The 25,266-nt window shown below is 63.3% G+C and carries 24 protein-coding genes and 1 pseudogene; 11 read left to right on the top strand and 14 right to left on the bottom strand.

From position 1 onward, the window contains the following. Positions 1 to 126: 126 nt before the first annotated feature. Both LVJ94_02290 and LVJ94_02285 read left to right on the top strand, forming a co-directional pair. On the top strand, positions 127 to 660 hold the full coding sequence (locus LVJ94_02290) for a DUF4398 domain-containing protein (GenBank protein ID WXB06092.1): 534 nt from the start codon (positions 127 to 129) through the stop codon (positions 658 to 660). After that, positions 657 to 1,496, top strand: a complete 840-nt coding sequence (locus LVJ94_02285) for an OmpA family protein (GenBank protein ID WXB06091.1) — start codon at positions 657 to 659, stop codon at positions 1,494 to 1,496. The genes LVJ94_02290 and LVJ94_02285 overlap by 4 nt, the downstream gene beginning before the upstream one ends. A gap of 3 nt (positions 1,497 to 1,499) precedes the next feature. Here LVJ94_02285 and LVJ94_02280 read toward each other — a convergent pair whose 3' ends face one another. Both LVJ94_02280 and LVJ94_02275 read right to left on the bottom strand, forming a co-directional pair. Then, complete coding sequence (locus LVJ94_02280; protein WXB06090.1) at positions 1,500 to 1,874, bottom strand: VOC family protein; 375 nt, start codon at positions 1,872 to 1,874, stop codon at positions 1,500 to 1,502. Between the two features lie 19 nt (positions 1,875 to 1,893). Next, positions 1,894 to 2,361: a DoxX family membrane protein gene (locus tag LVJ94_02275; protein ID WXB06089.1), complete on the bottom strand. Its 468-nt coding sequence runs from the start codon at positions 2,359 to 2,361 to the stop codon at positions 1,894 to 1,896. Positions 2,362 to 2,423: 62 nt separating this feature from the next. Between LVJ94_02275 and LVJ94_02270 the strand changes: the two genes are divergently transcribed. Further along, the gene (locus tag LVJ94_02270) at positions 2,424 to 3,869 is read left to right on the top strand and encodes a PLP-dependent aminotransferase family protein (protein ID WXB06088.1); all 1,446 of its coding nucleotides are present in this window, start codon (positions 2,424 to 2,426) and stop codon (positions 3,867 to 3,869) included. 9 nt (positions 3,870 to 3,878) lie between these two features. Here the strand turns inward: LVJ94_02270 and LVJ94_02265 are convergent, their stop codons facing one another. Both LVJ94_02265 and LVJ94_02260 read right to left on the bottom strand, forming a co-directional pair. Beyond that, the gene (locus LVJ94_02265; GenBank protein ID WXB06087.1) at positions 3,879 to 4,133 is read right to left on the bottom strand and encodes a hypothetical protein; all 255 of its coding nucleotides are present in this window, start codon (positions 4,131 to 4,133) and stop codon (positions 3,879 to 3,881) included. A gap of 57 nt (positions 4,134 to 4,190) precedes the next feature. Next, positions 4,191 to 5,087: a LysR substrate-binding domain-containing protein gene (locus LVJ94_02260; protein ID WXB06086.1), complete on the bottom strand. Its 897-nt coding sequence runs from the start codon at positions 5,085 to 5,087 to the stop codon at positions 4,191 to 4,193. A gap of 69 nt (positions 5,088 to 5,156) precedes the next feature. On the opposite strand from LVJ94_02260, the gene LVJ94_02255 reads away from it, so the two are divergent. After that, a complete protein-coding gene (locus tag LVJ94_02255) occupies positions 5,157 to 5,522 on the top strand; it encodes a cupin domain-containing protein (protein WXB06085.1) in 366 nt (121 codons plus the stop codon). Between the two features lie 455 nt (positions 5,523 to 5,977). On the opposite strand, the gene LVJ94_02250 is transcribed toward LVJ94_02255, so the two are convergent. From LVJ94_02250 to LVJ94_02240, 3 genes are all read right to left on the bottom strand, one after another. Further along, entirely contained in the window at positions 5,978 to 7,174 is a 1,197-nt protein-coding gene (locus LVJ94_02250; protein WXB06084.1) for a lanthionine synthetase C family protein, read from the bottom strand. Next, positions 7,171 to 8,265, bottom strand: coding sequence for a lantibiotic dehydratase (locus LVJ94_02245; protein ID WXB06083.1), 1,095 nt, complete (start codon positions 8,263 to 8,265; stop codon positions 7,171 to 7,173). Before LVJ94_02245 ends, LVJ94_02250 begins: the two co-directional genes overlap by 4 nt. A 155-nt stretch (positions 8,266 to 8,420) precedes the next feature. After that, a complete protein-coding gene (locus tag LVJ94_02240; GenBank protein WXB06082.1) occupies positions 8,421 to 9,251 on the bottom strand; it encodes a class I SAM-dependent methyltransferase in 831 nt (276 codons plus the stop codon). A 291-nt stretch (positions 9,252 to 9,542) separates the two neighbouring features. Between LVJ94_02240 and LVJ94_02235 the strand changes: the two genes are divergently transcribed. After that, positions 9,543 to 10,928 (top strand): aminotransferase class I/II-fold pyridoxal phosphate-dependent enzyme, encoded by a 1,386-nt coding sequence (locus LVJ94_02235; protein WXB06081.1) that lies wholly within the window; start codon positions 9,543 to 9,545, stop codon positions 10,926 to 10,928. A gap of 10 nt (positions 10,929 to 10,938) precedes the next feature. After that, a complete protein-coding gene (locus LVJ94_02230) occupies positions 10,939 to 11,826 on the top strand; it encodes a LysR family transcriptional regulator (protein WXB06080.1) in 888 nt (295 codons plus the stop codon). Positions 11,827 to 12,019: 193 nt separating this feature from the next. Here LVJ94_02230 and LVJ94_02225 read toward each other — a convergent pair whose 3' ends face one another. Further along, positions 12,020 to 15,634: a discoidin domain-containing protein gene (locus LVJ94_02225; protein ID WXB06079.1), complete on the bottom strand. Its 3,615-nt coding sequence runs from the start codon at positions 15,632 to 15,634 to the stop codon at positions 12,020 to 12,022. A 72-nt stretch (positions 15,635 to 15,706) separates the two neighbouring features. Continuing rightward, entirely contained in the window at positions 15,707 to 16,714 is a 1,008-nt protein-coding gene (locus LVJ94_02220; protein ID WXB06078.1) for an ABC transporter substrate-binding protein, read from the bottom strand. Positions 16,715 to 17,076: 362 nt separating this feature from the next. Here LVJ94_02220 and LVJ94_02215 point away from each other — a divergent pair, with 362 nt between their 5' ends. Together LVJ94_02215 and LVJ94_02210 are read left to right on the top strand one after the other, a co-directional pair. Next, positions 17,077 to 18,891 carry a hypothetical protein gene (locus tag LVJ94_02215; GenBank protein ID WXB06077.1) on the top strand — a complete coding sequence of 605 codons (1,815 nt, stop codon included), beginning with the start codon at positions 17,077 to 17,079 and terminating at the stop codon, positions 18,889 to 18,891. A gap of 33 nt (positions 18,892 to 18,924) precedes the next feature. Next, positions 18,925 to 19,545 (top strand): redoxin family protein, encoded by a 621-nt coding sequence (locus LVJ94_02210; protein WXB06076.1) that lies wholly within the window; start codon positions 18,925 to 18,927, stop codon positions 19,543 to 19,545. 119 nt (positions 19,546 to 19,664) lie between these two features. Here the strand turns inward: LVJ94_02210 and LVJ94_02205 are convergent, their stop codons facing one another. Continuing rightward, positions 19,665 to 20,576, bottom strand: a complete 912-nt coding sequence (locus LVJ94_02205) for an SDR family oxidoreductase (GenBank protein ID WXB06075.1) — start codon at positions 20,574 to 20,576, stop codon at positions 19,665 to 19,667. 577 nt (positions 20,577 to 21,153) lie between these two features. Between LVJ94_02205 and LVJ94_02200 the strand changes: the two are divergent. Further along, positions 21,154 to 21,840, top strand: a pseudogene (locus tag LVJ94_02200) (zinc-dependent metalloprotease). A 66-nt stretch (positions 21,841 to 21,906) separates the two neighbouring features. Here the strand turns inward: LVJ94_02200 and LVJ94_02195 are convergent. Beyond that, positions 21,907 to 22,509 carry a hypothetical protein gene (locus LVJ94_02195; GenBank protein ID WXB06074.1) on the bottom strand — a complete coding sequence of 201 codons (603 nt, stop codon included), beginning with the start codon at positions 22,507 to 22,509 and terminating at the stop codon, positions 21,907 to 21,909. An 84-nt stretch (positions 22,510 to 22,593) separates the two neighbouring features. Here LVJ94_02195 and LVJ94_02190 point away from each other — a divergent pair, with 84 nt between their 5' ends. Further along, positions 22,594 to 23,037: a hypothetical protein gene (locus LVJ94_02190; GenBank protein ID WXB06073.1), complete on the top strand. Its 444-nt coding sequence runs from the start codon at positions 22,594 to 22,596 to the stop codon at positions 23,035 to 23,037. Between the two features lie 16 nt (positions 23,038 to 23,053). Here the strand turns inward: LVJ94_02190 and LVJ94_02185 are convergent, their stop codons facing one another. Both LVJ94_02185 and LVJ94_02180 read right to left on the bottom strand, forming a co-directional pair. Next, complete coding sequence (locus LVJ94_02185) at positions 23,054 to 23,554, bottom strand: peptidylprolyl isomerase (GenBank protein WXB06072.1); 501 nt, start codon at positions 23,552 to 23,554, stop codon at positions 23,054 to 23,056. Positions 23,555 to 23,570: 16 nt separating this feature from the next. Continuing rightward, positions 23,571 to 24,125, bottom strand: a complete 555-nt coding sequence (locus LVJ94_02180; GenBank protein ID WXB06071.1) for a hypothetical protein — start codon at positions 24,123 to 24,125, stop codon at positions 23,571 to 23,573. 67 nt (positions 24,126 to 24,192) lie between these two features. Between LVJ94_02180 and LVJ94_02175 the strand changes: the two genes are divergently transcribed. Then, a complete protein-coding gene (locus LVJ94_02175; protein WXB06070.1) occupies positions 24,193 to 24,876 on the top strand; it encodes a DUF3108 domain-containing protein in 684 nt (227 codons plus the stop codon). On the opposite strand, the gene LVJ94_02170 is transcribed toward LVJ94_02175, so the two are convergent. Beyond that, positions 24,877 to 25,254, bottom strand: coding sequence for a helix-turn-helix transcriptional regulator (locus LVJ94_02170; protein ID WXB06069.1), 378 nt, complete (start codon positions 25,252 to 25,254; stop codon positions 24,877 to 24,879). Between the last annotated feature and the right edge of the window lie 12 nt (positions 25,255 to 25,266).

Here is a 25,266-nt window from a genome sequence, read left to right as displayed (position 1 = left end):
GCAGCCGAACTCACGGCAAAAACGATGTTCGCATGGAACGAAGATCGCAAGTGCCGCCGTCGATCGGGGCGAAATTGCGCCGACTTCATCGATTAAGTAAAGGGCGCACCCGCGAGGAGAAGAACCATGTTGCGAACGACAGTCTTGGTACTCGGTGTGACGCTGGCGGCATGCGCGAGCTATCCCACACCCACCGCACGCATGAACGAAACGGTGATGACGGCCAAGGCCGCGCAGGAAGCGGGGGCGCAGACAAATCCACGCGCGCAGCTTCATTTGCGACTGGCCAACGATCAAATCGAACGTGCGAAGCGCCTCATCGCCGATGGCGATACCAAGCGCGCCGACTACGTTCTCGTACGCGCGAAAGCGGACGCGGATCTCGCTTTGGCCGAAGCGCGCGAGGCCAGTGCACAGCGACAGGCCCTGGCCGCGAAACAGCGCGTGGATGCACTCGTGGCGAGCATGCAAGAGAACGTTCCCGGGAGCAACACGAGCCCGAACGACAAGCCCCTTCCGGCGACGTTCCCGACGAGCACCCCCGCGGGGACCACGACGACGACGGGCACCAACGTGCAAGGGCCGGTGCAACAACCGCCACCGCCGCAAACCCTGCCCTTCCAACCACCGAATGGACCCCAGCCCGGAGGCAAGCGATGAAATCGAAATACGTATTTGCGCTGGCACCCCTCGCGGGCTTGCTCGCCGCATGCGCCAGCACATCACCCCCCAACGAGCTCGTGCGCGCACGCACGGCGTACAATGGCGTTTCGCAGGGAATGGCGCACGAACTCGCACCGGCCGACGTGCGCACCGCCCGTCAAACGCTCGACGTGGCCGAGCGTTCGTTCGACGATGACGGTGACTCCGACGAGACGAAAGATCTCGCATATGCGGCCCAACGACGCGCCGAATGCGCCGACGCGAAGGCGCGCACGCAGTTCGCGCTGCAGCAAGAGCGCGACGCGGTGGTGCGCGAGAAAGTGGTGCACGAGCAGATCGACAAGGCGAACAAGGCCAAGCTCGAGGCCGCATTGGAAAAAGAGCGCAAAGATCAGCAAGCCGCCGATCGTCGAATGGCCGAGTTGAGCCAGATTGCCTCGGTCCGAAAGGACGACCGCGGAACGATCCTCACCGTTCCGGGCTCGACGCTGTTCTCTGCGGGCAAATCGACGCTGCTTCCGTCAGCGAAAAGCAAACTGACCCAATTGGCCACGGTGCTCGCCGAGCAAGATCCATCGATCAAAATTCAAATCGAGGGCTATACGGACTCCGCCGGTTCGACCAAGTCGAACGACCGGCTTTCGCAAGCGCGGGCGGACGCGGTACGCGTGTTTCTCGCGTCGAACGGCGTCCCCGATGGGCGGCTCACCGCCGTCGGCATGGGCTCGGCCAATCCGGTGGGCTCCAACACGACGGCCGAAGGCCGCGCCGACAACCGCCGTGTGGAGATCGTGGTGCAGAATGCGAAGGAGCTCAACAAAGAGGTTCGCTGAGAATCACCATTCATGGGCACGTTCCCGCAGCGGGCCGCGCTGCGGGTTCACCACGCAAAAACGCTGCCCTGTGGGGGCCTCCATGACCCACCAGCGCTGCACGAACTCGATGCGCTTGGCACCGAGTGCCTCCAGCCGCGCTACCTCGGCCTCGAGATCGTCGGTCTCGATGTCGAGGTGGATGCGGCTCGGGTGATCGACCTTTTGGACCAAGAGCATCGGCTCTTGCGCATCGGCGGACAGCACACGGTAGTTTTCGCTGTCGGGCTCAGTGGGTGCGATGGCACGCCCCAAGGCTTGGCTCCAAAAGCGGGTCGCCGCGTCGATATCCTCGACGCGACAGTCCAGAACGAAGGTAGAAAGTTGGCTTTTGTGCATGCTGCGACGGTAGCAGCCATCATGCCTCGGATTCGACTTTCACACTTCGCAGGAGCGCGTCGAGCGACCATATGGGATCGGGGACGTTGGCAAGCAGGAACGCACCGCCCGCCGCGCTCAACACGGAATACGTGAATACGCCGTGGAGGCCTGGGCTCGACACGGTCATCGAGAGCGCGAACGTCGAAAGGAGCGCGGTGCTTCCGAGGGCGCTCTCGCGCGTTCGGTAACCGAGAAGCAACAGAACGCCGAAGAGCGCTTCGCCCATCGTGGCGAGCCAAGCGAGCAGGGGCGTGAGCACCACGGGCAGGAACCACGTGATGGTGCGCGTGTAGCCCGTGAAGTGCTCGAAATCGCCCCACGCAACCCCGGCGGTTCCCGGCGGACCCCACAGTCCGAAACGATCGGCCACGGCGGAGAGAAATGCCGTGCCGAGGCCAAAACGCACCAGGAGCTGCGCGGGCTGAACCAGCGTTCTGCTTTGCATGAGCCGTGTATACGTCGGACTGGTCTAGGCAACAGATCCAGTTTTGACATATCCATTGGACCATGGCGCGCCCGTGGGTCTTTCCCGTTGCCCTCGATCCGGGCTCCGAATTGCCAATCTTTTTACAAATTTCGCGGGCCATCAGCAGCGACATCCGGCGCGGGCGGTTGCGTCCGGGCGCCGTTCTTCCCGGCTCGCGAAGCCTCGCACGCTCGCTCGACGTACATCGCAATACGGTGCTGGCCAGCTACCGAGAGCTCAAGGACGGTGGGTGGGTCATCTCCGCGCAGCGAAGCCTGCGCGTCTCCGAGGCCATCCCCGCGCAGGCGCTTCGAGCGCCGCCGCGCACCCGCGCCAAGGGCACCACGGGCTTCGATCTCGTTCCCTCGCGCCTCGAGCCGGATATGCCGATGCCCGACGCGCGCTCACGCCTTCCCGACGGCGGCTTTCCCGATCTGCGCCTGGTTCCGGTGGACCTCCTCGCGCGTGCATTCCGGAGGGCGCTGCGCGCCAAGACCAAGTCACCGCTGGGGTACGGCACCGGGCGCGGAAGCGTCGAGCTTCGTCAAGCGCTGGCGGCGCTCCTTTCGGAGATGCGCGGCCTCGCGTGCGACGAGGACGACGTGCTGATCACCAGCGGAAGCCAAATGGCCCTCGATCTCGTGGCACGCGCGCTCGTGCGGCCGGGCGACGTGGTGGCCGTGGAGAATCCTGGTTATCCCGTGGCATGGGACACCTTGCGCTTGGCCGGCGCGGAGCTCGTCCCCATCGATGTCGACCGCGACGGGTTGCGCGTGGACCAGCTTTCGGCGCTCGCAGCCACACGACCGCTTCGTGCGGTGTACACGACACCGCATCATCAATTTCCGACGACGGTTTCGCTTTCACCGGCGCGGAGGATCGAGCTGCTCGATTTGGCGCGCCCCCGGCGCATCGCCATCATCGAGGACGATTTCGATTTCGAATTCCATTATGCGTCGAGGCCATTGCTTCCGCTGGCGAGTGCCGACGATGCGGGCGTGGTCATCTATTTGGGTACGCTGTCCAAGATCCTCGCGCCCGGCGTCCGCCTCGGGTTCGCCACGGGACCGCGGCCGCTGCTCGACGAGCTTGCCGCGCGACGGGCGCGCCTCGACCGAGGCAATCCTGCCATGGAGCGCGCCATTGCCGAGTTGCTCGACGACGGCCTCGTACGCCGTCACGCGCGCAAGATGCGCCGCCTCTACGAGGCGCGGCGCGATGCCCTTTCGGAGGCCCTCGAACGCGAGCTCGGACGGGTGCTTTCCTTCGACGTTCCAGCCGGCGGCATGAGCCTATGGCTCACCGTCGATCCCAAAGTGGACGTCGAGGCGTGGCAGCAGCGCGCCCACGCGAAGGGTACGGCCTTCATCACCGGGCGCACCTTCGATTTCCACGGCCGTCCCCGCCCGACGATTCGTATGGGCTTTACAGCCCTCGACGAACGCGAACTGCGCGACACCGTGCGCCGCATGCGCGCCGTGCTCTAAGACATACGACTAGCGCCAGCGGCGGCCGCGGCGCTCGTAGTGGCCGGGGACCCAGTAATACCCATGGCCAGTCCAGCGGTGGTATCCGCCGACCCATATGTAATCCGGGCCAGGCGACACCGTGATCACGTCGACCTGCGGCGGCGGGGGTGGCGGCGCTTCGTACGCCACCACGTGGCGCGGGGGTGGCGGCCCGTCTTGCACGTAGCAACCGGCAGCGAGCACGGGTAGGGCGAGGATTAAGAGATTTAAGTGCGTCTTCATACTCCATCTGACGTGGTGGGAGCGACAGCCATTCCAGCGGGGCTTTGTAAAGAAGTCTCACGGGCGCAGCGCGCGCAGCAGCTCGGCGAAGTGGGCCAGCGGAAATCGCGTGGCCGCGTCGTGGCGGTATACGGCCGACCACGTTTCGGGGAGGCCCTTGCGCGTGAAGCGCCGGGCCACGACCTCGCCGCGTGCGAGATGCGGCGCCACGGCCCAGCGTGAAACGAGCCCGACACCTTGTTTGGCCTTCACCAGCTCGACCAGTGCCTCGGTGAGCGGCACGTTCGCGGAGCGCGGCACGCTGGCGCGCTCGTTGGCCATGAGCTCACGGAAGCGCTCCACGTCGGCCCGCGGCGCCTCGTGCGTGAGGACCTTCTCGCGCCCGAGCTCGACGGCGCTGACGTAAGGCCGCGAGGCCAGCGGATGATCCGGGGCGACGATGATCGTCCATTCGTCGGAGAAGAGCTTTTGAACGACCAGCGCGCGGTCGCGCACGGGGGAGCTCACCACGGCGAGCTCCAACTCACCGCGAAGGAGCGCAGCGACGGGCTCGCGCGTCGCCCCGAGGGCAATGCGCACGTCGACGTAGGGGTACTCGGTGGCGAGCGCGGCCAGAATGGGCGGCAGCCAATGGTACGCGGTGAAGCATTCCACGACGATGCGGAAGGTCTCGCGTTTGCGGGTGCCCGCATGCTGCAACTCGCGCTCGACGCGGGCCAGATCGGTCAGCATGGTGCGCGCGGCCTCGAGCAGGTGCCCCCCCGCGGGCGTGAGCTTCAACTGCCGGCGCACCCGGGTGAAGAGAAGCACGCCCAGCCGGCCCTCGAGCTCGGTGAGCTGGTGGCTCACCGCCGATTGGGTCAGATGAAGGCGCGCCGCCGCACGCGTGACGCCGCCTTCGTCGGCAATGGCGCGCACGAGCCGCAGGTGACGCATCTCGAGGATCGACGACATGAACGCACCTCATGAACTCATGCAAAGTATGAGTTTTTCACATGACGTGCAACGTCCCATAGTCGAAGCATGACCGCGACGACATACCGTTCCCATCTCGAGCAACCCTTCAAGACCGTAGGCCTCGGCGTGCACGTCTCCGTACTCCGCCGGCACGGCGGCCAAGACGATGGCATGACCATGGTCTTTCGCATGGATAAGGGCGCCCAAGCCCCGCACCATTCGCATCCCGGCGGCGAGGAGACGTACCTCGTCTCGGGCAAGCTCCGAGTCGGCTCACGCGTGCTGCTACCGGGCGACTACCTTTGGACCGAACCAGGAGAAGTCCACGATGGCTTCGCAGAGGAAGACAGTCTTTTCTTCGTGGTTCTTCCCGGCGGCGTTCAATTGACCGAAGGTGACCATGAAATTCGTCCGGCCATTCGTACGAAATAAATCAATTAATCATCATTTGGCTCCAATTAACTAACTTGCCCGACTGGAATTAATAATCCATTAACGAAACCCACGCAGGATACGCGAGTATCTCGCGCCACAAAAAGGAGTTTCGTTATGCCCCAAGCTACCCTCGACGAGCTGTTCGATCTCGACATTCAAGAGGCCACTCTGGAGAGCCCGGAACCGCGAGAAGCAGGTCCGGCTTCGTTCTCCAGTTTCTGTTCGTTTAGGTGCCCCAACGGCGAGCAAGACTAACGACACTTCATGCGCGAGCGTTCCGGCTCTCTCTTGCCGAGACTAGGTTGAATTAAGCTGTACTAGGCAGGACTAGGCTGGTGGCGAGAGCCGGAACCATCTTACTCGTCGGTTGATTCAATGTGAGCGAATCCAAATTTATCGTGGAACGCTCTACAATCACGACCATCATCAAAAATGTCAAGCCGTCGAGCGCGTTACTGAAGCAACAGCGCCGCTTCCCATGGAAGGTTGCGCGCAGGCGCTCTTTCCGGGGGGCCGAGAAGCGTCAGCGCAACGCCGACACCTCCTTCGAGAAATCCTGGACGATGGCTCCAGATGAAGGGACTTTCGTCGTTGGCTTGCTCGATTAAATTCGAAACCAAATGCATATAGGCGCGCGATAGGGCGCTCGACCCGGTTTCCTGGGCGATGATGCCGACGATTCGCGCCAATCCGGCGCCCCCGTGGCAAAGGCTCGTATCGTCGAGTCGCTGTTGTTCGGGCGGTCGCCGCAAGGCCGATTCGAGGGCCGAACAAGCGGCGTCGCACCAACTGGACTCGCCGAGGGCGCGGGATGCCAGGTGCAGTGCGCGCGCAATCCCCGGAGCACCGTAACACCACGCCGTGCGGGTCGGCGGCAGGGGCGCGGACGGCGAATGCACCTCGTGTTCGAGGGGAATGGCCGCTGGCCAATACGGACCGTCGTCGTCATGCCCTTGGCGCGCAAGTATCCATTCTACGATGGTGCGAATGGCCTGCTCGTGCCCTGGGGTGCGAATCCCCATTTCGAAGGCGAGCGCAAGCAAGGCGAGTGGCCCAGGGATGCCATGGGCGAGCCCCAAATTGAGCTGACCGTCGGGCGTTAGCCAACCCGGCGCGCGCTGGCCATGGTGATCCACGGGGCGTGTCAACGCCACCAGATGCATGAGAATTCGTTCCGTAAGCGCCTCGTGTTCGGGCCCGCATGCCAGCAAATAGCGCCCGAGGCCGCTCAGCCCCGAGACGACGTCGTACACGGCCATGGGCACTCCGGCCGTGCCCGCGCGGAGACGGAGGCCATCGGCCGCGAGAATCCGCTCGGCCTGTGCCGCAACCCGTTGGTCGGCGGCTTTGAGCAACTTGGCATACTCGCCGGGACGCCGCACGGATGCGCGGGCTGCAAAGGCCACGGCGGGGATCCCGACGAAGAGGCACTCGGAATTGCTCGGGCGCGCCGCTGAGAGTGCGGCCGACAAATGCGCGTGCGCCGCACGCGCCCACTCGGGGCTCTCCCCCGCGAGCGACGCGAAGAGCAGTCCGATGCCTGGATAACCATCGCCCAGCGACGTGGGGTGCCACTCCGCATTGGGCACGATGGACGCAGGATCGCGCAGCCGTTCGGCAAGCCGGTGCACCCAAGCCGGCGCGCTCATGCCATCGCTCGACGGCGATCGAGGTGGGCTTGCACGGCGCCGCGGGCAATGGCCATCACCTGCGACTCGGACTTGGCATCGATGCCCAACCGCCGGTTGCAATGCATATGGAGGACGGAGCCCAAGACATCGTCGATATCGACGGCAAGCTCGCACAGCCGGCGCCCGAAGCCCTGCATCGCGCCTTGGACGTCGGCCAAGGCATCATCCGGTTTTGCCGATCCGTCGAGGGAGATGCGCGCCAACGCCTCGCGCCGGCGCGCGACGAAGGCCTGGTGGTGCGCCAGATCTTTCGGATACACGGCTGTGAGCCACGAGGACCAGGACGCGCCGTACCCTTGGTGGAACGCGCGCACGAGCTCGACGACGTCGCACGCCGTGTCCAGCAAAGGGTCCGTCCCCGGTGCGCGAAGCCGAGCGAGCGCGAGGCGGCTATCGCCAAAGAAGGCCGTCTCGGCGAGCCGCATCGCCTCCGGACCACCGTAGCGAACCGTTTCGGGCACGTAGGTGTCCAAGCGAAGGCCCCGCGCGAGTCCCTTGAGGCGAAGATCACGCGCGAGCTCGTGCAACCGAGGCAACAGCTGCGCGTGCAACACTTCGGGCCGGCCATGAAACCGCAGGCGCAGATGCGGCTCGGGGTCCAAGCACAGGTTGTTGACCGTCACCCGAAGGCGGCACGCAATGACCGGATCCTGCTCCCATCGGGCCACGAGTTTCGCCAGCCGCCCGCGATCCGGACGCACGGCTTTGCATCCGCCCGCGTGCAGCTCACCCTCGGCCCGATCGCCAAATTCAGTCGAAAGGACTCCGGCCATCAGCCCGAACGGTGTCGGCCGGGTGGCCGCGCGAAGCCAATAGCGCGTGAGGGCGCGCACGGCTTTTTGTCGGTCCGTGGGGTGCATCGCATCCCCTGCGAGCAATCGATTCCAAATCCGCACCAAGGTCGGACTCGAGATCTCCACCGCCTCACGAAAATGGGAATCGGCCGCCAGCCTCGAGAGGTAATCGCGAACGGCCTCCGCGTCGCCCTCCGACGGTGCCTGCCACGTCGTGCGCACCCTGCCGCGGGCCAAAAGTGGCACGCGAAGCATGGCGTCACCCGTGCCGCGAAAGGATGAATCTTTCTGAACCAACGGTAATATGCACTACCAAAGATCCGATGATAGACCACCTATTTCAGATCCGAGGCAACGATATCGTGCCTTATCGACCATTCGAATCCGGAGGGTGATCCTACCTACCAGTTTTATCGACGCGGAGTGTCACGTACGAGTTCGTAAAGGACGAAGCTCCGGTGCTCCGGCTCGTCGACGGGACCGAGCGCGTGGCGAGAACGCTGGCGGAAACCGCGCAAGGCCAAATCGCGTTCCACGATGCTGGCCGAAACTTTGTGCTCTTCGCTGGAGCCGGTCCGCAGATCGTTGTGGGCGGCATTGAGCTCGTACGATGCAATATCGATGTAATGGCGCTCCATCGCGTAATCGACGACGTATCGGTACCAGCGCCACAACGCCTGCTGGCGTCGTGATTCCATGTCGCGAGCCGCATCGGGAACGCGCCCGCTGCGCGCATGCTCGGAGAGCTCGGCCGCATTCGTGAGGACGAAACCGTCCACGATGGCAATGATATTGGCGCGATCGATCCGACGTCGGTCGGCCTCGTTGCAATATTCGGGACAGAATTCGTCGCCGAGGAGGAACACGCCCCCCTCGGTGAGGAACTCGCGCACGCGTTCGACGTAGGACGGCATCATGTGGTGGTGCGCGCCCCAGCCAATGACCATGTCGACGGGCTCGGACCACTCTTCGACGGGCATGGTGACCACACGTGCACGTGTGCCGCCCAGGCGCGTGTGCAGTTCGTCCAACGCGGGCGCGTAGTCTTCCTGGGCGATGATCTGGACCTCGGGGATCTCTTGGGCAATGCGCCACGCCAGGTAGCCGCCCCCGCAGCCGACGTTGAGCACGCGCGGCGCACGGCGGCTTCGCCCGAACTCTCGAACGCGCTCGAGAATATAGGCGTCCCCCTCCGCAATATGCGGATGGCCGGTTCGCATCCTCGCACCCACGTCGCTCATCACAAAGACCTCCACCCTACAGGTTAACTCTACTGCGGGGAGTTACGCTCCAAATTCGAAACCTTCTTGCATGTCGAACGGCGGCAGCGAGACAATCGCGTCGGGGCCGCCGACATGCCCGCTTCAGCAGACGAGAGTCGCCACGACATTTTGCGATCACGTTGATTGCCCAACAGGCAAAGCGCGTTTCCTTCGAGCAACCTGGTCCGACCTCACCTGCATGCAGCACATTCGGAGGAATGCACCGCGCTCGTGCGGCGTGTGTTCGCTGAATTTTACGTAGGAGCCGGAATGATCCGTCAGGAAACCCTCGAATCGCTGCTCGAAGACGACGTGCTCACCAGCCGAATGCCCGACGTGGGCCTTCTGACTCGATATTGGAGAGACGGCTGTCCGCATGGCGAGCCAATCTGTATGAGCTTTGGCGAAACCTGGACCCAAGTGGCACCAGGCCTGGTCACCCGCGTGACCTCCGAACCGCGGCATGTCCACGGGTACCAGCTTTCCATGTATGGACTTCCGGCACTCCGGCGGGCAGTGCGCGACTACCTGATCGATGACCATGGGCTCGACAGCGTCGCGGAGGCTGGGCGCGATTTCGAGGTGGCGGTCACATGGTCGGGCACCCGCAGTGCGATGTCCGACTTCGGCCGGCTGCTGCTCGACCGGGGTGGCTTCTGGCCGCGTACGCCGGTGGTGGTGGCCGCGGGACCGAGTTGGGATTACGAGGGAGTGCTGGCACCGCTCGGATACCGCGTGCACTACCATGCGCTGCGTCCGGAAAGAGGATTCCGTCCCTCACTCGACGACGTGCACGCGCTGCTCGGTCGCATCGAGGCCAACCCCGAGGAGCAGCTCGCCCTCATCGTCATCAATGCCCAACACAACCCGACGGCGGTCAATTGGGATCCGGATTTCGTGTCCTCGTTGATTCGAATCGCCATGGACCGAAAGGCCGCCATCCTGGTCGACGATGCCTACTTCGCGGTGCACGACGAAGGCGTTCCGGCGACGTCGGCGTTGCAACTTCTTTTGCGCGAGCTGACAGGCCGGCGCGATCCGGATGCGCGCACCCGATGGCTGGCCGTTCGCTCCCTGGGTAAACAATTCCACTGTAACGGCTGGGGATTGGGCGCGATGGCGGCCGATCCTGCGATATTGGATCTTTTGGTCAATCGCTACCGTCTGCATCATTCGTTGATGTACGGTGGCGTTCATCAGCATGCGATGGCCGATTGGCTTCGCGCACCGGAGAGCGGGCAGTTTCTGCGAAACCAGCAGCGCCTCTACACGGAAAAGCGACGCTTCATTGGCGAATTCATGAAGACGCGTCTGCACTACCCCGAGGGTGCGGTCCATCTCGGTGAAGCCACCTCGTACATCATGTTTGCCGCCCCCAAAGAGTATGCGTCGATTCCAGAAGGGCTGGATCGTTTCAAAGCGGATTGCTTTCGCGATACCGGAGTACTCTTCGCGCCAGCGTGGCCGTGGCCGTACGATGCACATGCTGCGCACCACCTTCCGTATTTGCGTATGTTCATCGGTGCGGATTTCGATGCCATACGTGTCGCGCTTCGTCGGCTGGCCGATGCAGGGTTTTACTACGACGCTCGCGCGCACCATTCACGGACTGCAAAACGACGAATGGGGGTGGACGTGGTTGGCATAGGTACCTAGATGAATGGCCTTGCCCGACCTAAGACTCGCCGACATCGAGACGTTCATCGCCGTATGCCGGATTCAATCGGTGTCGAACGTCGCCCGCCAACTTGGCGTAACGCCGTCGCAAGTTAGCAAGGCCGTGAGCCGGCTCGAACGGCAATTCAAAATGAAGCTGGTCGATCGGCGCGCGGGAAGGAGTATTCCGTCGGCGGCGGGCCTGCGCATCGCCCAGCGGCTCGACGAAGTGGTGGGGACGATCCACGCGCTGCGCAGTGAAGACCCTTTCGGCAAGAGCGCGCTCCTCACCATGGCCTCGCCTTCGTACCTTTTGGGTCAATGTTTGCCGGTGCTCGCGCAAGCAATGCCGCAACTTCGTTTTCGCGGTGTGGAGCTCCCGCCGTCGCAAATCCGCGGTCTCGCCCCCGAGGCCCTCTTCGACATGGCGCTCACCACGGGCGCCGATGGCTTCGGGGCAACGTGGCACGTCGAACAAATCGGCGAAATGCGCAGCGTCCTCATAGGCAACCCCGCGCTGGTCGAGTCACTTGGCACCATGCCGATTCCGGCGTCGAAGCTCGCGGATGTTCCATTCATCACGCCGACGTACACCACACAACGCGCAGTCTTCGGCGACGACGAGTGCCCCCTGCGCGTGGGCGAGCGCAAACTCGGGCACGAGGTGCAAACCTTCGGCACGGGCCTGGAGCTCGCCGTCCAATGCCCCCAAGTCGTATTCGGGCCCATCCTCGCCGCCCGCATCCACCTCGAGCGCGGCCTCCTCTCGATCATCGACGTCGAAGGCTGGGACGTCCGCGTCCCCCTCTTCCTGGCCTCGAACCAAGACAACGTCAAAGAAGCCACCCGCCGCACCGTCCGCGAATGGCTCGCCAACTGGCTCACCCGCTGCGGCTAACCGCGTGTCAGTCCAGAGAGAGAATTCACAGGAAGACGGGAAGACGGGAAGGGGTTTCGGCGTGCAGCAGCGTGGAACGCTATTTTTTTTGGTTTCCAGTTGGCCCACTGGGCTGATTGAAATCCAAAAAAACTTCCCGTCTTCCCGTCTTCCCGTCTTCCCGTCTTCCTGTGAATTCTCTCTCTTCTAGCCGCTAATCGTGTGCGTTGTAGGCTTCGGCGAGGACGCGGACGGCGGTGGAGGCTTTTTCGTCCCAGGAGAGGGAGATGGTGCGGGTTTCGTCGGGGAGGAGCCAGAGGTAGTTGTCGCTGTACTCGGTGGGGAGGATGCGGGCGCCGGTGCGGCGGTCGCGGAGGGAGAGGCGGACCATGGCGGCGACGCTCTTGCCTTGATTGCGCACGGTGGCGAGCAGTTCGCGGCGGGTGCCCGTTGCGCGCACGGCGCTGGTTCGAACGGTGAGCTTGGTGCGGGGCAGGTCGTTCAACGCGCGCATGTCGGCGGCCGTGCGGTGACGCCAATACGTATTTTCCGCGAGGACGTTGCCTTCGGCGTCCATCAGGGTCAATCGCAACAGGTGCAGCGGCGGCAGGGAGTCGGTGAACGGCACGGTGAAGGCCGGCGCGGTCGCCGAGGCGCCGATGTTCACGGTTTGCGACTGGGCGCCGGGGAGGGCGCGGCCGGCGAGATCGTACAGTTCGGCAATGGCCGTAGCGCCTTCCACGGCGACGCGCGTGTGGTTGACCGCGAGCACTTGCCACTTCGAAAGATCCGCCTGAATGTGCAGCGGCTCGCAGCCTTTGCGTGCTCCGTAATAGCTGCCGTTGACGTCCAGGTCGTAGTCGTACGTCTGCCACACGGTGCTATGCCATGCAGGGTGCGACATCCAGAGCAGGAGCGCGTTCGCATCTTGCCACAAATGGGCATTCCACGCTTCGAACATGGCGCGCATGTTCTCGTAGTTGATGAATTGCGCCTTGAGGCAAAACTCGTCCAGGCTCTCCGAGGCCCCGAGACGCTCGTCGATGGCGCTCAAGTAATGCTGCGGTCCCTGGTTGCCTTTGGTGGACCAGTCGTGGTGGTACCACACCGCACCGATGGGCCATGCCGGGGCGTCACCCGCCAGATTGCGCATGCTCTCGGCGACGGGCACCGTGGGGATGCCTATCTCGGTGTGAAATCCGAAGTTACCGGTATCATACGTATTCGGATCGAAATACCTCGCAGGATCCACCCAATAATAGGGACCATGGCCGGACACGAACCCGGCCGCAGAATTGCCCAGGTAGAGAATCTCGTCGTCTTCCTCAGCGATTGCCTTGCGAATGGCCGCATCGACCACCGCCGGCGGATCCGTCTCGTTGGCCGCGCACCACACCACGATGCAGGGGTGAATGCGGTAGCGCAGAATCGTATCCCGCGCGATGGCGCCGTACCCCGGCGGGTCGTCGAGGAAGGGGCCCGCCTGCCAGAAATCGTTCCACACGAGAATGCCGTTTTCGTCGCAGCGCGCGTAAAACTCTTCCCGAGTGCTCGACCCGATCCAATTGCGGATCATGGTGAAGTTCATGTCCTTGTGCATCCGCATGACCGCGTTCATCCGATCGGGCACCATGCGGCGGAGCAGCTCGTCCCAACCCCAATTGCCGCCGCGGCAGAACACCGGCACGCCGTTCACGCTGATGCGCAGGGGAACCGGCGCGTTGCTCACCGACTTCACGTCGGTCCACGTAGTCCCATCGGCCGACACTTGCACGGTGAAGGTCGCCGCATACGCCGTCTCCCAGAGCAACACGACCCGGTCGAACGAGACGGTTCGCCCCATATCGACCTGGATCCATTGGTTGTCTTCGTAGGCGGACGACCAGCGCGTGCGCGAATCGCCGTCGACGGCGTTGGCCGGAGGATTCCATGGATTGTCGACCGAGGACGCGGTGGCCGTGCCATGCAAGGCCAAGTCGACGTCGGGTGATGCGCCGTCGATGACCGACAGGGTCCACAACGAATTGCCCCACCCCGTGGCACGCCGTCCGCATTGAATGCGCACATGGCGCGCCGTCTGCTTCGAAAACTCGACGACCTGGCGGGAAGAACTCGTCCCCGGGTCGATGACGATGGGCAAATCGTAACTGTAATCGAATTGCCGAATACCGAATCGCGTCGTACGTCGATCGCTCGGCTCGCCGCCGATGAAGGCCGTGATGGTGAGATCGTGAAGCGCCGGATCGCCGTAGCCGTTGGGCCACCATAGTTCGGGATCTTCGAGGCGCAGCTCGGGGTGGTCCGCGGGGCTGAAGACGACGTTCACGCTCGCGCCGGCATCGACGGAGACGGACTTGCTGACCGAAATGCCGTCGAACTCCGCACGCACCATCACCGAGGCACTCGAGGTCCCGGCATTGCGAACGGGGACCGTCAAGGTGAGCTCGGCCGCACTCGTGTCCGGAAGGTACGGAAGCACCGACTTGACCCGCGGATCGCCGAGGACCGCATCGCCGGTCGAGCGCAGCCGCACATGGTTCCAAATGCCCGCCGCCCGATCGCGCACCGACGGCATCCAATCCCACCCGGAGGCGGACAGGTATGTGGGCGAATCGAGGTACAGGCGCGCCGAGTTCACGAAGGCATTGCCGTCCGGCCCCTTGTCACCGGGATTGCCCGGCGTGGGCATGGGCGAAATCCGCACGGCCAGCGCTTGCAGTTCGCGGCTCGAACGAAGCGCCGACGTAATGTCGAACGACGCGCGCGCGAACGGATGCAACAAGGTGCCAATGGCTGCACCATTGAGCCAGACTTCGCCCTTGTGGTTGATGCCGTCGAGCTCGAGCCAAATGCGGCGTCCCGGGCGCGTGTCGAGGTCGCGCGGCAAGGTGAATGCCCTGCGGTACCACCACGCATGCCGCGAGAGCATTTCCGGCACGTGAAAGTTATTCATGCCCGACACGGGATCGGGTAGGTGCCCCTCTTCGACCAAGGCGGCCAACACGGTGCCCGGCACCATCGCGGGCAGCCATCCCGAGGTGTCCACGTTCGGACCGGATAGCGCAGCACCGTCGCTGCTTCCGGCCCAATCATCCAACGTGAGGACCCACCCCGATTCGAGCGGCACCGAGCCATCGGGAGCCACCGTCAAAGCGGAAGCCTCCATCCGGTGCGTGCCCCACGCGGTCCAGCCCTTGGCCGGCGGGCGATCGCGATCGCAGGTGCCATACACTTGGAACCCATTGAGGCCCACCGGGTTGTTCTCGTGCAGCCGATGGGTCACCACCAAGCGAACCCACCGTGCGGTCACGGGAGACGGCAGGGCAATCGGCACGACGCCGCCCGCGGTCGACGTCGTCTCGTGCACGGTTCGCCATGCCGTTCCGTCGTTGGAGACTTCGAGGCGGAACGCGGTGGGGGCGCTCGAAAGCACTTCCCATCCCGTGGTATTTCGCCAAGGATCACCGTCGTTCGACGGGATGAACGGAGGATCGTCTTTGGTGGCCTCGAAGGTCAGCGTAATGGATTCGATCCGACAGCGCGCCTGCAGGTCGACCGCGATCCATTGCGGATCAGCGCCCGGCGCCGCCCGCCAACCCGAGCCGCGCACGCCTGCACTGGCAACGCCGTCGACCGCGAATTCGGGAAACGTCGCCGCGTAGTCGGTCGAGGATGCCGTGGCGGGACGGTACAAAGCCAAATCCCGACTCGCTGCTTGCGCCGGCCCCGCGTGCGCGACGCGTGGACCATCCAAGCGAAATCCAGCGAGCAGCGCCGCCGCGCCCGCACCCACCCCCGACACGAAACGACGCCGCGACAACGTTGTCATGAGGCAAGACGATGATGCGAACCGCCTCGAAGATCAAGATATAAATGTCGCCCATCATCATAACGCGCTCCGTCATCGCGATGATGCGGACTCGAGAAAACTTGAATCGATATAGAGCGTGGGATCGGTGAGCGTCTTCTGCGGCACCGCGTACTTCGAGCGCAACGCGAGCACCATGCGTGTCCCGTCGACCTTGATGGCTCCATCCTGAAAGATGCCGTTCGGGTCCACGAAGAATGCGCGGTACACGCTGGCCGCCACGTCCGGGGGCACATCGGGCAAGTTGCGGCCGAAGATCGCGATGGCCTCCGCCTCGTGTCGGGAATCGTAAAGCCAGTTCACGGCATTTCGATAGGCGACGATGTACGAGATCATCGCGCGGCGGTTCGCACGAGCCCACGATTGGCGAACACCGGCCACCAACCCCTGGTACGAGCCGAGAACCTCGACGGCGGTATCGAGTCGCGTGTATCCCGCCGCCTCCGCCTGAACGTCGTAAGGCGGGGTGAGGCAGGTGGCCGACTGCTCGCCCCGCATCAATGCCTGGTAACGGCTCGCCGTCCCACCGGCACTCGCGATCGAGTAATCGCTTCCATATTTCAACCCCGCGCGGTCGAGCAGTTCGTAAAGAACGAAGGCAAATCCCGTCGCCGGGGCGTCGACCGAAACGGTCTTGCCGCGCAAATCGTCGTACGTGCGTATGGCGGGCTGCGATATGACGCGGAGAAAGCCATGGTCGATGCCCATGACGGCGACCAAATCCGGTCCGAGCACCGGTACCGGGGCCTGCCCCTCGCGGTACGCCACGATGTTGTCGATCGCCGTGAGCGCAATGTCGATGCGCCCATCGATGAGCCCCGTCATTTGTTCAACGGAGTTCGGCGTCGGACTCACATCCACCCGGAGTCGCTCGCGCGAAAAGAACCCTTTCTCATTCGCCACCCAGAGCGGCCAATTGGAGGCGCCGGGAAACACACTTACGTTCAGTTGCTGCGTTTTGGCCAGGTCCTCGCCCGCGCTGTCAGGCTCGGAGCTCGCGTCGGAGGAAGACTCTCCGCACGCCGTCAATAAAACGAACATGCCACCGAAGGCCCATGTCTTTGATCCGTTCATGCCACGAAGGATGATGTCCCGTCGGAATACCGAACAGGAGTGGACTTGTGGAACGAGTGTCCACGGTCTTGGACAATTGGCGCGATCCGCACAACGCGACGCCACGATGACATCGCAAGCAAGTTTCCTCGCGCAGCACAAGCGTCCAGAGGGGATTGAACAGGGAGATCGGGAGCAGTGAATTTTGGGTTGAAGGAACGGTGCGTTCCTGATCCCTTGTTCAATGCAGGGTGCATTGTTTCTATCTCCAATTGCACATAGGGCGAAGCGGCGTATCGTTGGGGGTTCGCGTGTCGGTGTCGACACGACTTAGCCAAACGAGGTGACCTATGAATGCTGGATGGCTCGCGGCTTCGGCCGTGGCGTTGCTTGCGCTCTCCTGTGGAGGGCACTCGGACTCGGAGAGGGCGACGCAGAGCAGCACGCACGAGCTCACGGAAGAGGAAGACTCTTTTCGCACACATTGCAGCGATCGCACGCAGTTTGGTGGCGATGCCACGCATCAGAATCGCACCTGCGTGGTGGGGCAGGATCTGAAGAAGACGATATCCAGCGCCGTTTACGACCCCTTCGTGGCCCAAGAGGTCGCCGAACAACCCAACGGCGGATTGCTGGTTCATTACCCCATGCCGCTCACACGGCGCAATCAACTGTTCATGTCGCGCAAGAGCGGGCGGTTCGTCCCGTGCGATCCACCCGGTTCGGGACAACCCGCACCGTGCGGCCTGCAGAACACCGAGTTCATCCACTGGAACATGGTGGGCTACGACAACGACGATGGACAGCTTTCCGAGCGCTGGACGTTCACCAGCGACTGGAAGCCCTTCTCGGTGTTGGGGGGCAGGGCCTTCGAACAAGTGTTCCAATCGGCCCTGGGGCGACGCGTTCTTTTCGTTCCAGGGCTCGGAGGCACGGTGCACGTGCTCGATCCAAAGCACGGGCGCGTCCTCGCGCGGCTCAACCCATTCGGGAGCGACGTCGACCCTGCGTACCATATCGCGAGTCCGCTAACGGTCGATGACGACGACAATCTGTATTACAATGTTCTCAAAGCCGACCCCGATAGACGGCTAACGCAGGCACTGCTGGTGCGCATTGGCGCGAATGGCCGATCCCGTGTCGTGGACTACACCGCGCTCACGCCGGGGGCGCCCGCACCGACGGACAAGTGCCGGGGCACCTACGTTCGTCCGAGGGATCCCCTGCCCTGGCCGCTGATGGACGCGAATGGGGCCGTGGTGCCGCCGACACCCGTGACCTGCCTCGGGCAGGCGCCGCCCATCGACATGGCCCCCGCGCTCAGCGCCGACGGCCGCACGCTTTACACGGGAAGCCGCGCCGTCGGGGATCGGAATTATGCGTACTTCATCGCAGTGCGCACGTCGGACTTGTCGCTTCGGTGGAGCCGATCACTGCGCGGCCTGGTGCACGACGGGTGCGGTGTGATCAACCATTACGAGAGCGATCCCACGGAAATGAGTCCATGCCGCAACGGTGCACCTCTCGGCCTCGATCGCACCACGGGGGACGAGCCGGCGGGCGCGTTCGTCGACGGTGACACGTCATCGCCGGTGGTCCTGCCCGATGGGAAGCTGCTCTTGGGCACCATCAGCAATTACAATTACAGTCGTGGGCATCTGTTCACCTTTACGTCCGACGGTGAGTACCTCTCGAACTTCGATTTCGGCTGGGACGTCACCCCGGCCATTTGGCGCCACGATGGGACGTATTCGATCATCAGCAAGGACAACCATTACTTCGAGAATTACCTCTCCACGGGCATGTGGGGTCCCTTCTTGCTTCCGCAACTCGATGCGAACTTGAAGCTCGAGTGGAACGCGAAGAACACCGAAACGAAGAAGTGCAAGCGAGATGCCTCGGGCAACGTCGTGTGCGTCGAGGATCCGGAGCACGCGGGTGGCTTCGAGTGGTGCGTCAATGCACCGGCCGTCGACGTACGCGGCACGGTCTTCGTCACCAGCGAAGATGGCCACACGTACCAGATTGAACAGGGTGGGCGAATCGTGAATCGGCAGTTCCTCGATCAAGCCCTCGGGTCGGCGTACACGCCAGCGATTCTCGATCGGCACGGCCATACCATCGCCTTGAACGCCGGAATCATGACGGTGCTCGGGGCGGATTGACCCCGGTGGGTGCCGCGCTAGGCTGCACGTGCGATGCTCAAGTCCATCCACGTTCTCGCCAGCGCGGCGCTTCTTGGCTGTAGCGCCTGTGGCGGTTCCTCTTCACCGCCGCAAGCGCCTTCTCCAACGACCACGACGACCGCCGCCGAACCCGCGCGAGAGGCGCGCTCCAGCGTCGAATCCCTTTACGGCAAGCCTGCCCCGGAGTGGCAACCCGAGTCGTGGATCAACTCGCCCCCGCTTCGCCTCGCGGATCTTCGCGGCAAGGTGGTGCTCGTGCGATGGTGGACGGCGGGTTGCCCGTATTGCTCGGCCACCGCGCCGGCGCTGCGGCAGTTCGATCGCGAGTATGGCTCAAAGGGCCTCGTGGTCGTGGGCATGTACCACCACAAGGACGAAGGCCCCTTCGAGCCGAGCGTCTACCGCGATACGGCCAAGCGTTATGGCTTCACGTTCCCGCTCGCCTTCGACAAAGATTGGCGCACGCTGAAAACCTGGATGAACGGGGTCGACACCGGTTGGACCAGCGTCAGCTTCCTGCTCGACAAGAAAGGCGTGGTGCGGCACGTCCACCCCGGCGGCCAATACGTCGAGGGTGACGCAGCCCACGCCAAGCTCAAAGCCACCATCGCCCAGCTATTGGCCGAATCTTGAGTATTCGAACCGCTAAGACGCCAAGGGGTTTGGGGGTTCGTGAAATGACAGCAATCCTCATCCCCACTATCTTTTCTTGGCGACCTTGGCGCCTTGGCGGTTGACATCTCTTGGCCTTACTAGCGATAGCCGGTCACGTCGGCCGGTTTTCCGGCGTCTTGCACTTCGACCATGTATCGCCATGCGTCGGGCTGGCTTCCATCGAGATCGGTGAAGCCGTAGATCTTCGCCAGTTGTCCGCTGGAGAGTGATTGCCCGTTCCAGCGCGCCACCTCGGGATCGGCAGCGAGGGCGGCCACTGCGCGGCCGACGTATGCGGGGCTCTCCGCGATGGCGAAGTGCGGTTGGCGCTTCGTGGCATCCAGCCAGTTCGCCTCGGTGACGCCGTAGGCCTCGAGCATCGCCTCGGATCGCAGCCAGCCCGGCGTGAGGGAAACGGCGGCCGCCTCGTGCGCCTTCACCTCGTGTGCGAGCGCGAAAGCCATGCGATTCACCGCGGCCTTGGCCAAATCGTAAAAGAACGATACGCGATAATTCTTGGCATTGTACTCGTCCGTGCCATCGGTCATCTCGATCACCAGGCCGCCAGGCTTCTCGATGAGCAACGGCAGCGCGAAGTGGCTCGTGATGGCGTGCGTATCCACCGCCAGACGCAAAAGGTGAAGCCCTCCCTCGAGATCGCACTCCCAGACGGGCTTGTTCCACTCCATCTTGGTGAGGCCAAAAATGTCGTTGACCAGCACGTGCAACGCCCCTTGCTCGGTGCGGATACGGTCCACGAGCGCGCGCACCTGTTCGGGCACGAGGTGGTCGACTTGGACCGGGATACCCCGGCCCCCCGCCGCGGTCACGAGGGCTGCCGTTTCCTCGATCGTTTCCGGACGGTTCATTTCCGAACGGTGCGAACCGCTCGATCGACCCGTGACGTAGACCGTCGCCCCAGCCGCCCCCAGCTGCACGGCCGAGCCCCGCCCCGCCCCCCGAGTCGCCCCCGTGACCAATGCCACTTTTCCTGCCAGCGATTGAGCCATTTCACCAGGGTATCATGGGGCTTCCGACCTCGCTCACCGCCATTTTCGCGAAGAATCACGCCAAGATCGGGCGCAAAGCGGTGCGTTCGACCGAACTCTAAATTGTTCCAGAGCAACGAGCCCCGGACGATCTCACCGACCTACGCACCGCTCGGTGTCGAATTGAAATTCGAAACGCACGTGAAACAGCATGTGGGTGCCGCATGGCATAAATGCGTCGCCGATAGCGTAATGTATGTACCTACATAAATTGTAAATCACTGTGAATGGTTGTTGATCGTTGCAGAGCTGTGCAATAGTCACAACGTCGCCTTCGAGGACGAAGGCTCGACCTGCGGTGTGGGTACTGCGTGCGGACCGTGAGAAATCGGCCGGGGCGCAAGCTGCGGGGTCATGTCGTTTCGAACGATTTCGCATCATGCCTGCCGGCGAATCGGCAGGGAAAGGTCGCGTTATGACTCTCGGCAAAGCAAATTTCGCGAAAAACATCATTGGTCTGTTGGCGATGGTGGCCATTGGCACGGGATGCGCGGGCTCGGATTCCGATGCTTCGGAGTCCACGGCATCAACGAACCAAGAAATCATCTCAAATCTCGTTAAGGCAGGATTTCCTGCGGACGACATCATGGAGGTCGACGGTGTCGTCTACGTCGGACGCGATGCGGCGGTCAGCCTGGAAGCCTCGCGGGAAATGCTGCAGGGCGATGGCTCGAACACCAAAGAGCAATACCGCACGACGAACCTCGTGAGCAGCAGTGTGTCGGTGATTTGCGTCAATGGCTCGGCGTACACCGGCTCGTTCAGCACCGCGCTCGACCGAGCGATTGCCAACTACAACAACTTGGGTCTCTCCTTCTCGTTGAAGCGCACGAGCGGCAGCACCAGTGGCTGCAGCGCCACTATCACTGGGAATCTCACCTCCGGTTCGGCGGGCGGTAGCTCCGGCTTCCCCTCGGGCGGGAAACCTTACAACGCGATCAATATTGCATCGTCCACCTCGCAATACGGTACCAGCGTGCTAACGCACGTCATTACCCACGAGATTGGACACACCATCGGATTCCGCCATTCCGATTACTACAATCGCAGCATCAGCTGCGGCTCCGGCGGCAACGAAGGCGCCTCGGACGTGGGAGCCATTCTCATCTCCGGAACGCCGAGCACGGCCACGGTGGGCGGCTCGCTCATGAACTCCTGCTTCCGCAGCAGCGAATCGGGCAATTTCTCGAGCACCGACGTCACCGCCCTGCAGAACCTTTACTAGTTCGTAGTCCGCGCCCCGGAGGCCCTCCTCGATGACGAGCGGCCTCCGGACGTTTCGGAAATGCGCTCAGTGATAGCCGAAGTGATCGAGCACGCGAACCACCATGATGGCCTCGTCGGTCTCCGGGGGAAAACTCAAGGCGAGGGCAAGCGCCGCTCGATAGTTCTCCGCGGGTAGGGTCAAGATCTCGCCCGACTTCGAGGGCGGCCAGCTCGTGGCGGTGCGCGCGGCGGCACGCCACTCGCGAACGTAGAGGCTGGGTTCGCGGAGGCGCTTGAAGTAGACCAGGTACGGGAATTTCTGGAAGTAGCCGTGCGCATCGGGCATCGAATCCGGGGCACGCGAGGTTTCAGGCCATTCCCGCGCGAGAAGGCCGCGCGTCACCACGGCCAGCTTCTCGAGGATTCGAATGTACTTGTACCCCATGGGGATCTTCTTCGAGAATTCCGAATCCGTGGGGCTCATGTACTCGACGGCGCGCTCTCCCTCGGAGTGCTTCCACGCTCGGGTGTACCCGCGCGCATCGACGAACCATTGCGTCTCCGCTTCCTGCAGATCGAAGGGATCCAACCCGCCAGCAGGAAAATCATAACTAATCGCCGTTGGGCTCAACATGGGCAGAGACTCTCTCGCCCAGGCTTCCGGCTTCACCTCGTCCGTGAGTGCCATGCGCCCACTGTGCCACGGTGAACTCGCGAGAAAAAGGATAGGCGCGCTGCCTGATCGCGCAAAGCCCGAACCACTGCACCCGATGTGAAAGACCCGCATCGATTTGCCTGTGTTCTCGCCTGTTGCTGCGCCCTCGCCGCCTGCTCGAGCTCCGACGATTCGAACGATCGCCCGGCTCCGACGGGCCTCACCTGTTCGAACACCAATCAATGCTACGCGGGGCTCGACGCCGGCGCGTTGCGCGGCAATGCCGTTTGCCTCACCGAGCTCCAGGGCGGCTACTGCACGCACACATGCACGGCAGACGCGGATTGCTGTGCCATTGCCGGGGAGTGCCCGAATGGCATCAAAGAAGTCTGCTCCCCCGTTCAGTCCGCGGAGCAAAAGTACTGCGTGTTGAGCTGTGAATCGGCCGACCTCCCGGCGGGCGCCGACGCGACGGCGTTTTGCCGCGAAAGGGCCAACCCGAACTTTACCTGCCGCTCGACGGGCGGCGGGTCGCAGAATCGGAAATTCTGCGGCCCCTGACCGTCATTCGAGCGAACTACAGGCGCCGTACGGACTGGATGACCACTTGCTGCAGCGGCGCGTCCTTGGCGAAGGGTCCACCCGAGCCGGTGCGCTCGGCGACGATGGCGTCGATGGTCTCCATGCCCGAGACCACGGTGCCAAAGACGGTGTAGCCCCATCCTTCCGCCGACTTGCTGCGGTGATTGAGAAAGTCGTTGTCGGCGACGTTGACGAAGAACTGCGACGTCGCCGAGTGCGGATCGCTCGTACGGGCCATCGCGACGGTGCCGCGGAGATTCTCCAGGCCGTTGTCCGCCTCGTTCTGCACGGGCGCGTTCGTGGGCCGTTTGGAGTACTCGACATCGAAACCGCCACCTTGCGCCATGAACTTCGGAATGACCCGGTGGAAGATGGTTCCGTCGTACGCTTTCGCGTCCACGTACGCGAGAAAATTGGCAACGCTTTTCGGCGCGCGCTGCTCGTCGAGTGCGATTTCGAAGCTTCCCTTGTTGGTCTCGATCCGGACGTTCGGCATGCGCCCAAGGTAGCTCTTATTTGCACCCCGGTGCGTTGCGATCGACGAAGTCGGGGCATGGGGTGCGATGAAAGCTTCCCTGAAGCGAACCGCCACCGTTGAACTTGACGTCGAAGGTACCTGCCACCTCCGAATCATCGAGCTTGGTGAGGGTCACGGTGCCGCCACCATCGGCCTTCTGCAGGAAGGCCTGCCCACACGTCGCGTCATTAACCGTGAATTGACCCGAAGCATGGCTCGTCGATGCGGGAGCGAACGGATCGATGGGAAACGTCCCGGTCGTCGGCGGGCCGGCGAAGCGCACCTCCAACACCAGGCTCGTCTCGCTCTTGTGCTGGAGAAAACCACCCGCAGCCTCGTAGTCCAGGCAAAGCGCGCCCGCGCTGGAGAGAACGAGAAAAAGGCGCGACCCGGGAAAGAGCTTCACCACCGTGTCCTGCAGCTCGAACGAATGCCCCTGCACCTGCCCCGAGATGGAGCTGGCCCCCTGAAGCGACTCGTCGAGGGAGCTGCTGCACGCTAAGGTCAACCCCATTGCTATGAGAAGAGGGATCATCGCGCGCGCCTTCATGGGGACACTATACCTGGTCGCGTGCCAGCACCCACCGGCATCGGCGCCCTCGGCGCCATCTGTGGGCGTGCAACCTTCGAAGACGCGCTACCACGCGGAGCATCACGGCGATCACCCCACGTGGCACGCCACACTGTACGTTTCCGTCGACGCGGACACGGCCGCGGGCAAACCCGTGTGGCGGCGCCACTACCGATTCGAAGAGCTCAACATCCAGCGAGGTGGCCAATTCGAGGGCACGACATGGGTCGACCGCGCGACCTTGGCCACCTTGAAGATCGAGGATGTCCACATCCGGGAGCGCGCCCGCTTTGTGTTCGACCCGCAGCGCATCGTGGGCACCCAGGACGACGGCAAAGGCCACGTCACACCGGTCACCATTCCCCTTTCCGGGTTCGTGGAGACCGGGCCGTGGAATGGACTCGATTTGTGGGTCCTCAGCCAGCCGCTCCAGGCAGGCTACCGCACCCGTGTCGACCTGATCGACGATCTGACACCGGGCAAAGCACCGCGTCCCTTCGTCGTCTCCGTCGAACGCATCGAACCGGTGCGCGTGCCCGCGGGCGAATTCACGGCGTACCGCGTTCTCTTCGATCCGCAGGACGGCGACCAGTCCCGACGCACGGTTTACCATGTTCGCTCGGGCGGTCCGCCGCTCATCGTGCGGCGCGAATTCATCGTCAACCCCGAGACGACGGCCACGCGCAAGCGGAGCATCGGCGTCGAGGAGCTCGAGGCCGTCGAACCTTAGTCACTTGGAGCGCGCGTTCATGGCGCGCACGCGGGCGATGTACACTTTGCCCCAGCGAAACATCTCGTCGATCAGCGGATCCAGCGTGCGGCCAAATGGGGTCATCGCATATTCGACCTTGGGGGGCACCTGTGGATGCACGGTGCGAGAGATGATGCCGTCCGCCTCCAGCTCGCGAAGCTGCGCAGTGAGCATTTGTTGGGTGATTTCCGGCATGGCGCGACGAAGCTCGCTGAAACGCATGATGCCGCGATCGCGCAGGTACCATAGGATGACGAGCTTCCATTTTCCCGCGACGACCCAAAGCGTCGCCTCGACAGGACAACTGAAGGTCACGGTGTTCCCGTCAGGGAGCTTCAATTCGCGTAATTTCTCCATGGTATGATTTTG

Source organism: Sorangiineae bacterium MSr11367 (assembly GCA_037157805.1).
Classification (GTDB): Bacteria; Myxococcota_A; Polyangia; order Polyangiales; family Polyangiaceae; genus Pendulispora; species Pendulispora rubella.
Note: the sequence above shows the minus strand (reverse complement) of the source record. Positions and strands in the feature narration are given on the sequence as shown.

Coding starts and splice junctions, on each gene's coding strand:
- LVJ94_02245 (WXB06083.1), bottom strand. CDS start 8,265: ATGCTTCGCGTGCCACTTTTGGCCCGCGGCAGGGTGCGCACGACGTGG.
- LVJ94_02250 (WXB06084.1), bottom strand. CDS start 7,174: ATGAGCGCGCCGGCTTGGGTGCACCGGCTTGCCGAACGGCTGCGCGAT.
- LVJ94_02195 (WXB06074.1), bottom strand. CDS start 22,509: ATGGCACTCACGGACGAGGTGAAGCCGGAAGCCTGGGCGAGAGAGTCT.
- LVJ94_02290 (WXB06092.1), top strand. CDS start 127: ATGTTGCGAACGACAGTCTTGGTACTCGGTGTGACGCTGGCGGCATGC.
- LVJ94_02265 (WXB06087.1), bottom strand. CDS start 4,133: ATGAAGACGCACTTAAATCTCTTAATCCTCGCCCTACCCGTGCTCGCT.
- LVJ94_02170 (WXB06069.1), bottom strand. CDS start 25,254: ATGGAGAAATTACGCGAATTGAAGCTCCCTGACGGGAACACCGTGACC.
- LVJ94_02240 (WXB06082.1), bottom strand. CDS start 9,251: ATGAGCGACGTGGGTGCGAGGATGCGAACCGGCCATCCGCATATTGCG.
- LVJ94_02255 (WXB06085.1), top strand. CDS start 5,157: ATGACCGCGACGACATACCGTTCCCATCTCGAGCAACCCTTCAAGACC.
- LVJ94_02235 (WXB06081.1), top strand. CDS start 9,543: ATGATCCGTCAGGAAACCCTCGAATCGCTGCTCGAAGACGACGTGCTC.
- LVJ94_02225 (WXB06079.1), bottom strand. CDS start 15,634: ATGACAACGTTGTCGCGGCGTCGTTTCGTGTCGGGGGTGGGTGCGGGC.
- LVJ94_02180 (WXB06071.1), bottom strand. CDS start 24,125: ATGAAGGCGCGCGCGATGATCCCTCTTCTCATAGCAATGGGGTTGACC.
- LVJ94_02185 (WXB06072.1), bottom strand. CDS start 23,554: ATGCCGAACGTCCGGATCGAGACCAACAAGGGAAGCTTCGAAATCGCA.
- LVJ94_02280 (WXB06090.1), bottom strand. CDS start 1,874: ATGCACAAAAGCCAACTTTCTACCTTCGTTCTGGACTGTCGCGTCGAG.
- LVJ94_02275 (WXB06089.1), bottom strand. CDS start 2,361: ATGCAAAGCAGAACGCTGGTTCAGCCCGCGCAGCTCCTGGTGCGTTTT.
- LVJ94_02260 (WXB06086.1), bottom strand. CDS start 5,087: ATGTCGTCGATCCTCGAGATGCGTCACCTGCGGCTCGTGCGCGCCATT.
- LVJ94_02210 (WXB06076.1), top strand. CDS start 18,925: ATGCTCAAGTCCATCCACGTTCTCGCCAGCGCGGCGCTTCTTGGCTGT.
- LVJ94_02215 (WXB06077.1), top strand. CDS start 17,077: ATGAATGCTGGATGGCTCGCGGCTTCGGCCGTGGCGTTGCTTGCGCTC.
- LVJ94_02220 (WXB06078.1), bottom strand. CDS start 16,714: ATGTTCGTTTTATTGACGGCGTGCGGAGAGTCTTCCTCCGACGCGAGC.
- LVJ94_02205 (WXB06075.1), bottom strand. CDS start 20,576: ATGGCTCAATCGCTGGCAGGAAAAGTGGCATTGGTCACGGGGGCGACT.
- LVJ94_02285 (WXB06091.1), top strand. CDS start 657: ATGAAATCGAAATACGTATTTGCGCTGGCACCCCTCGCGGGCTTGCTC.
- LVJ94_02270 (WXB06088.1), top strand. CDS start 2,424: ATGGCGCGCCCGTGGGTCTTTCCCGTTGCCCTCGATCCGGGCTCCGAA.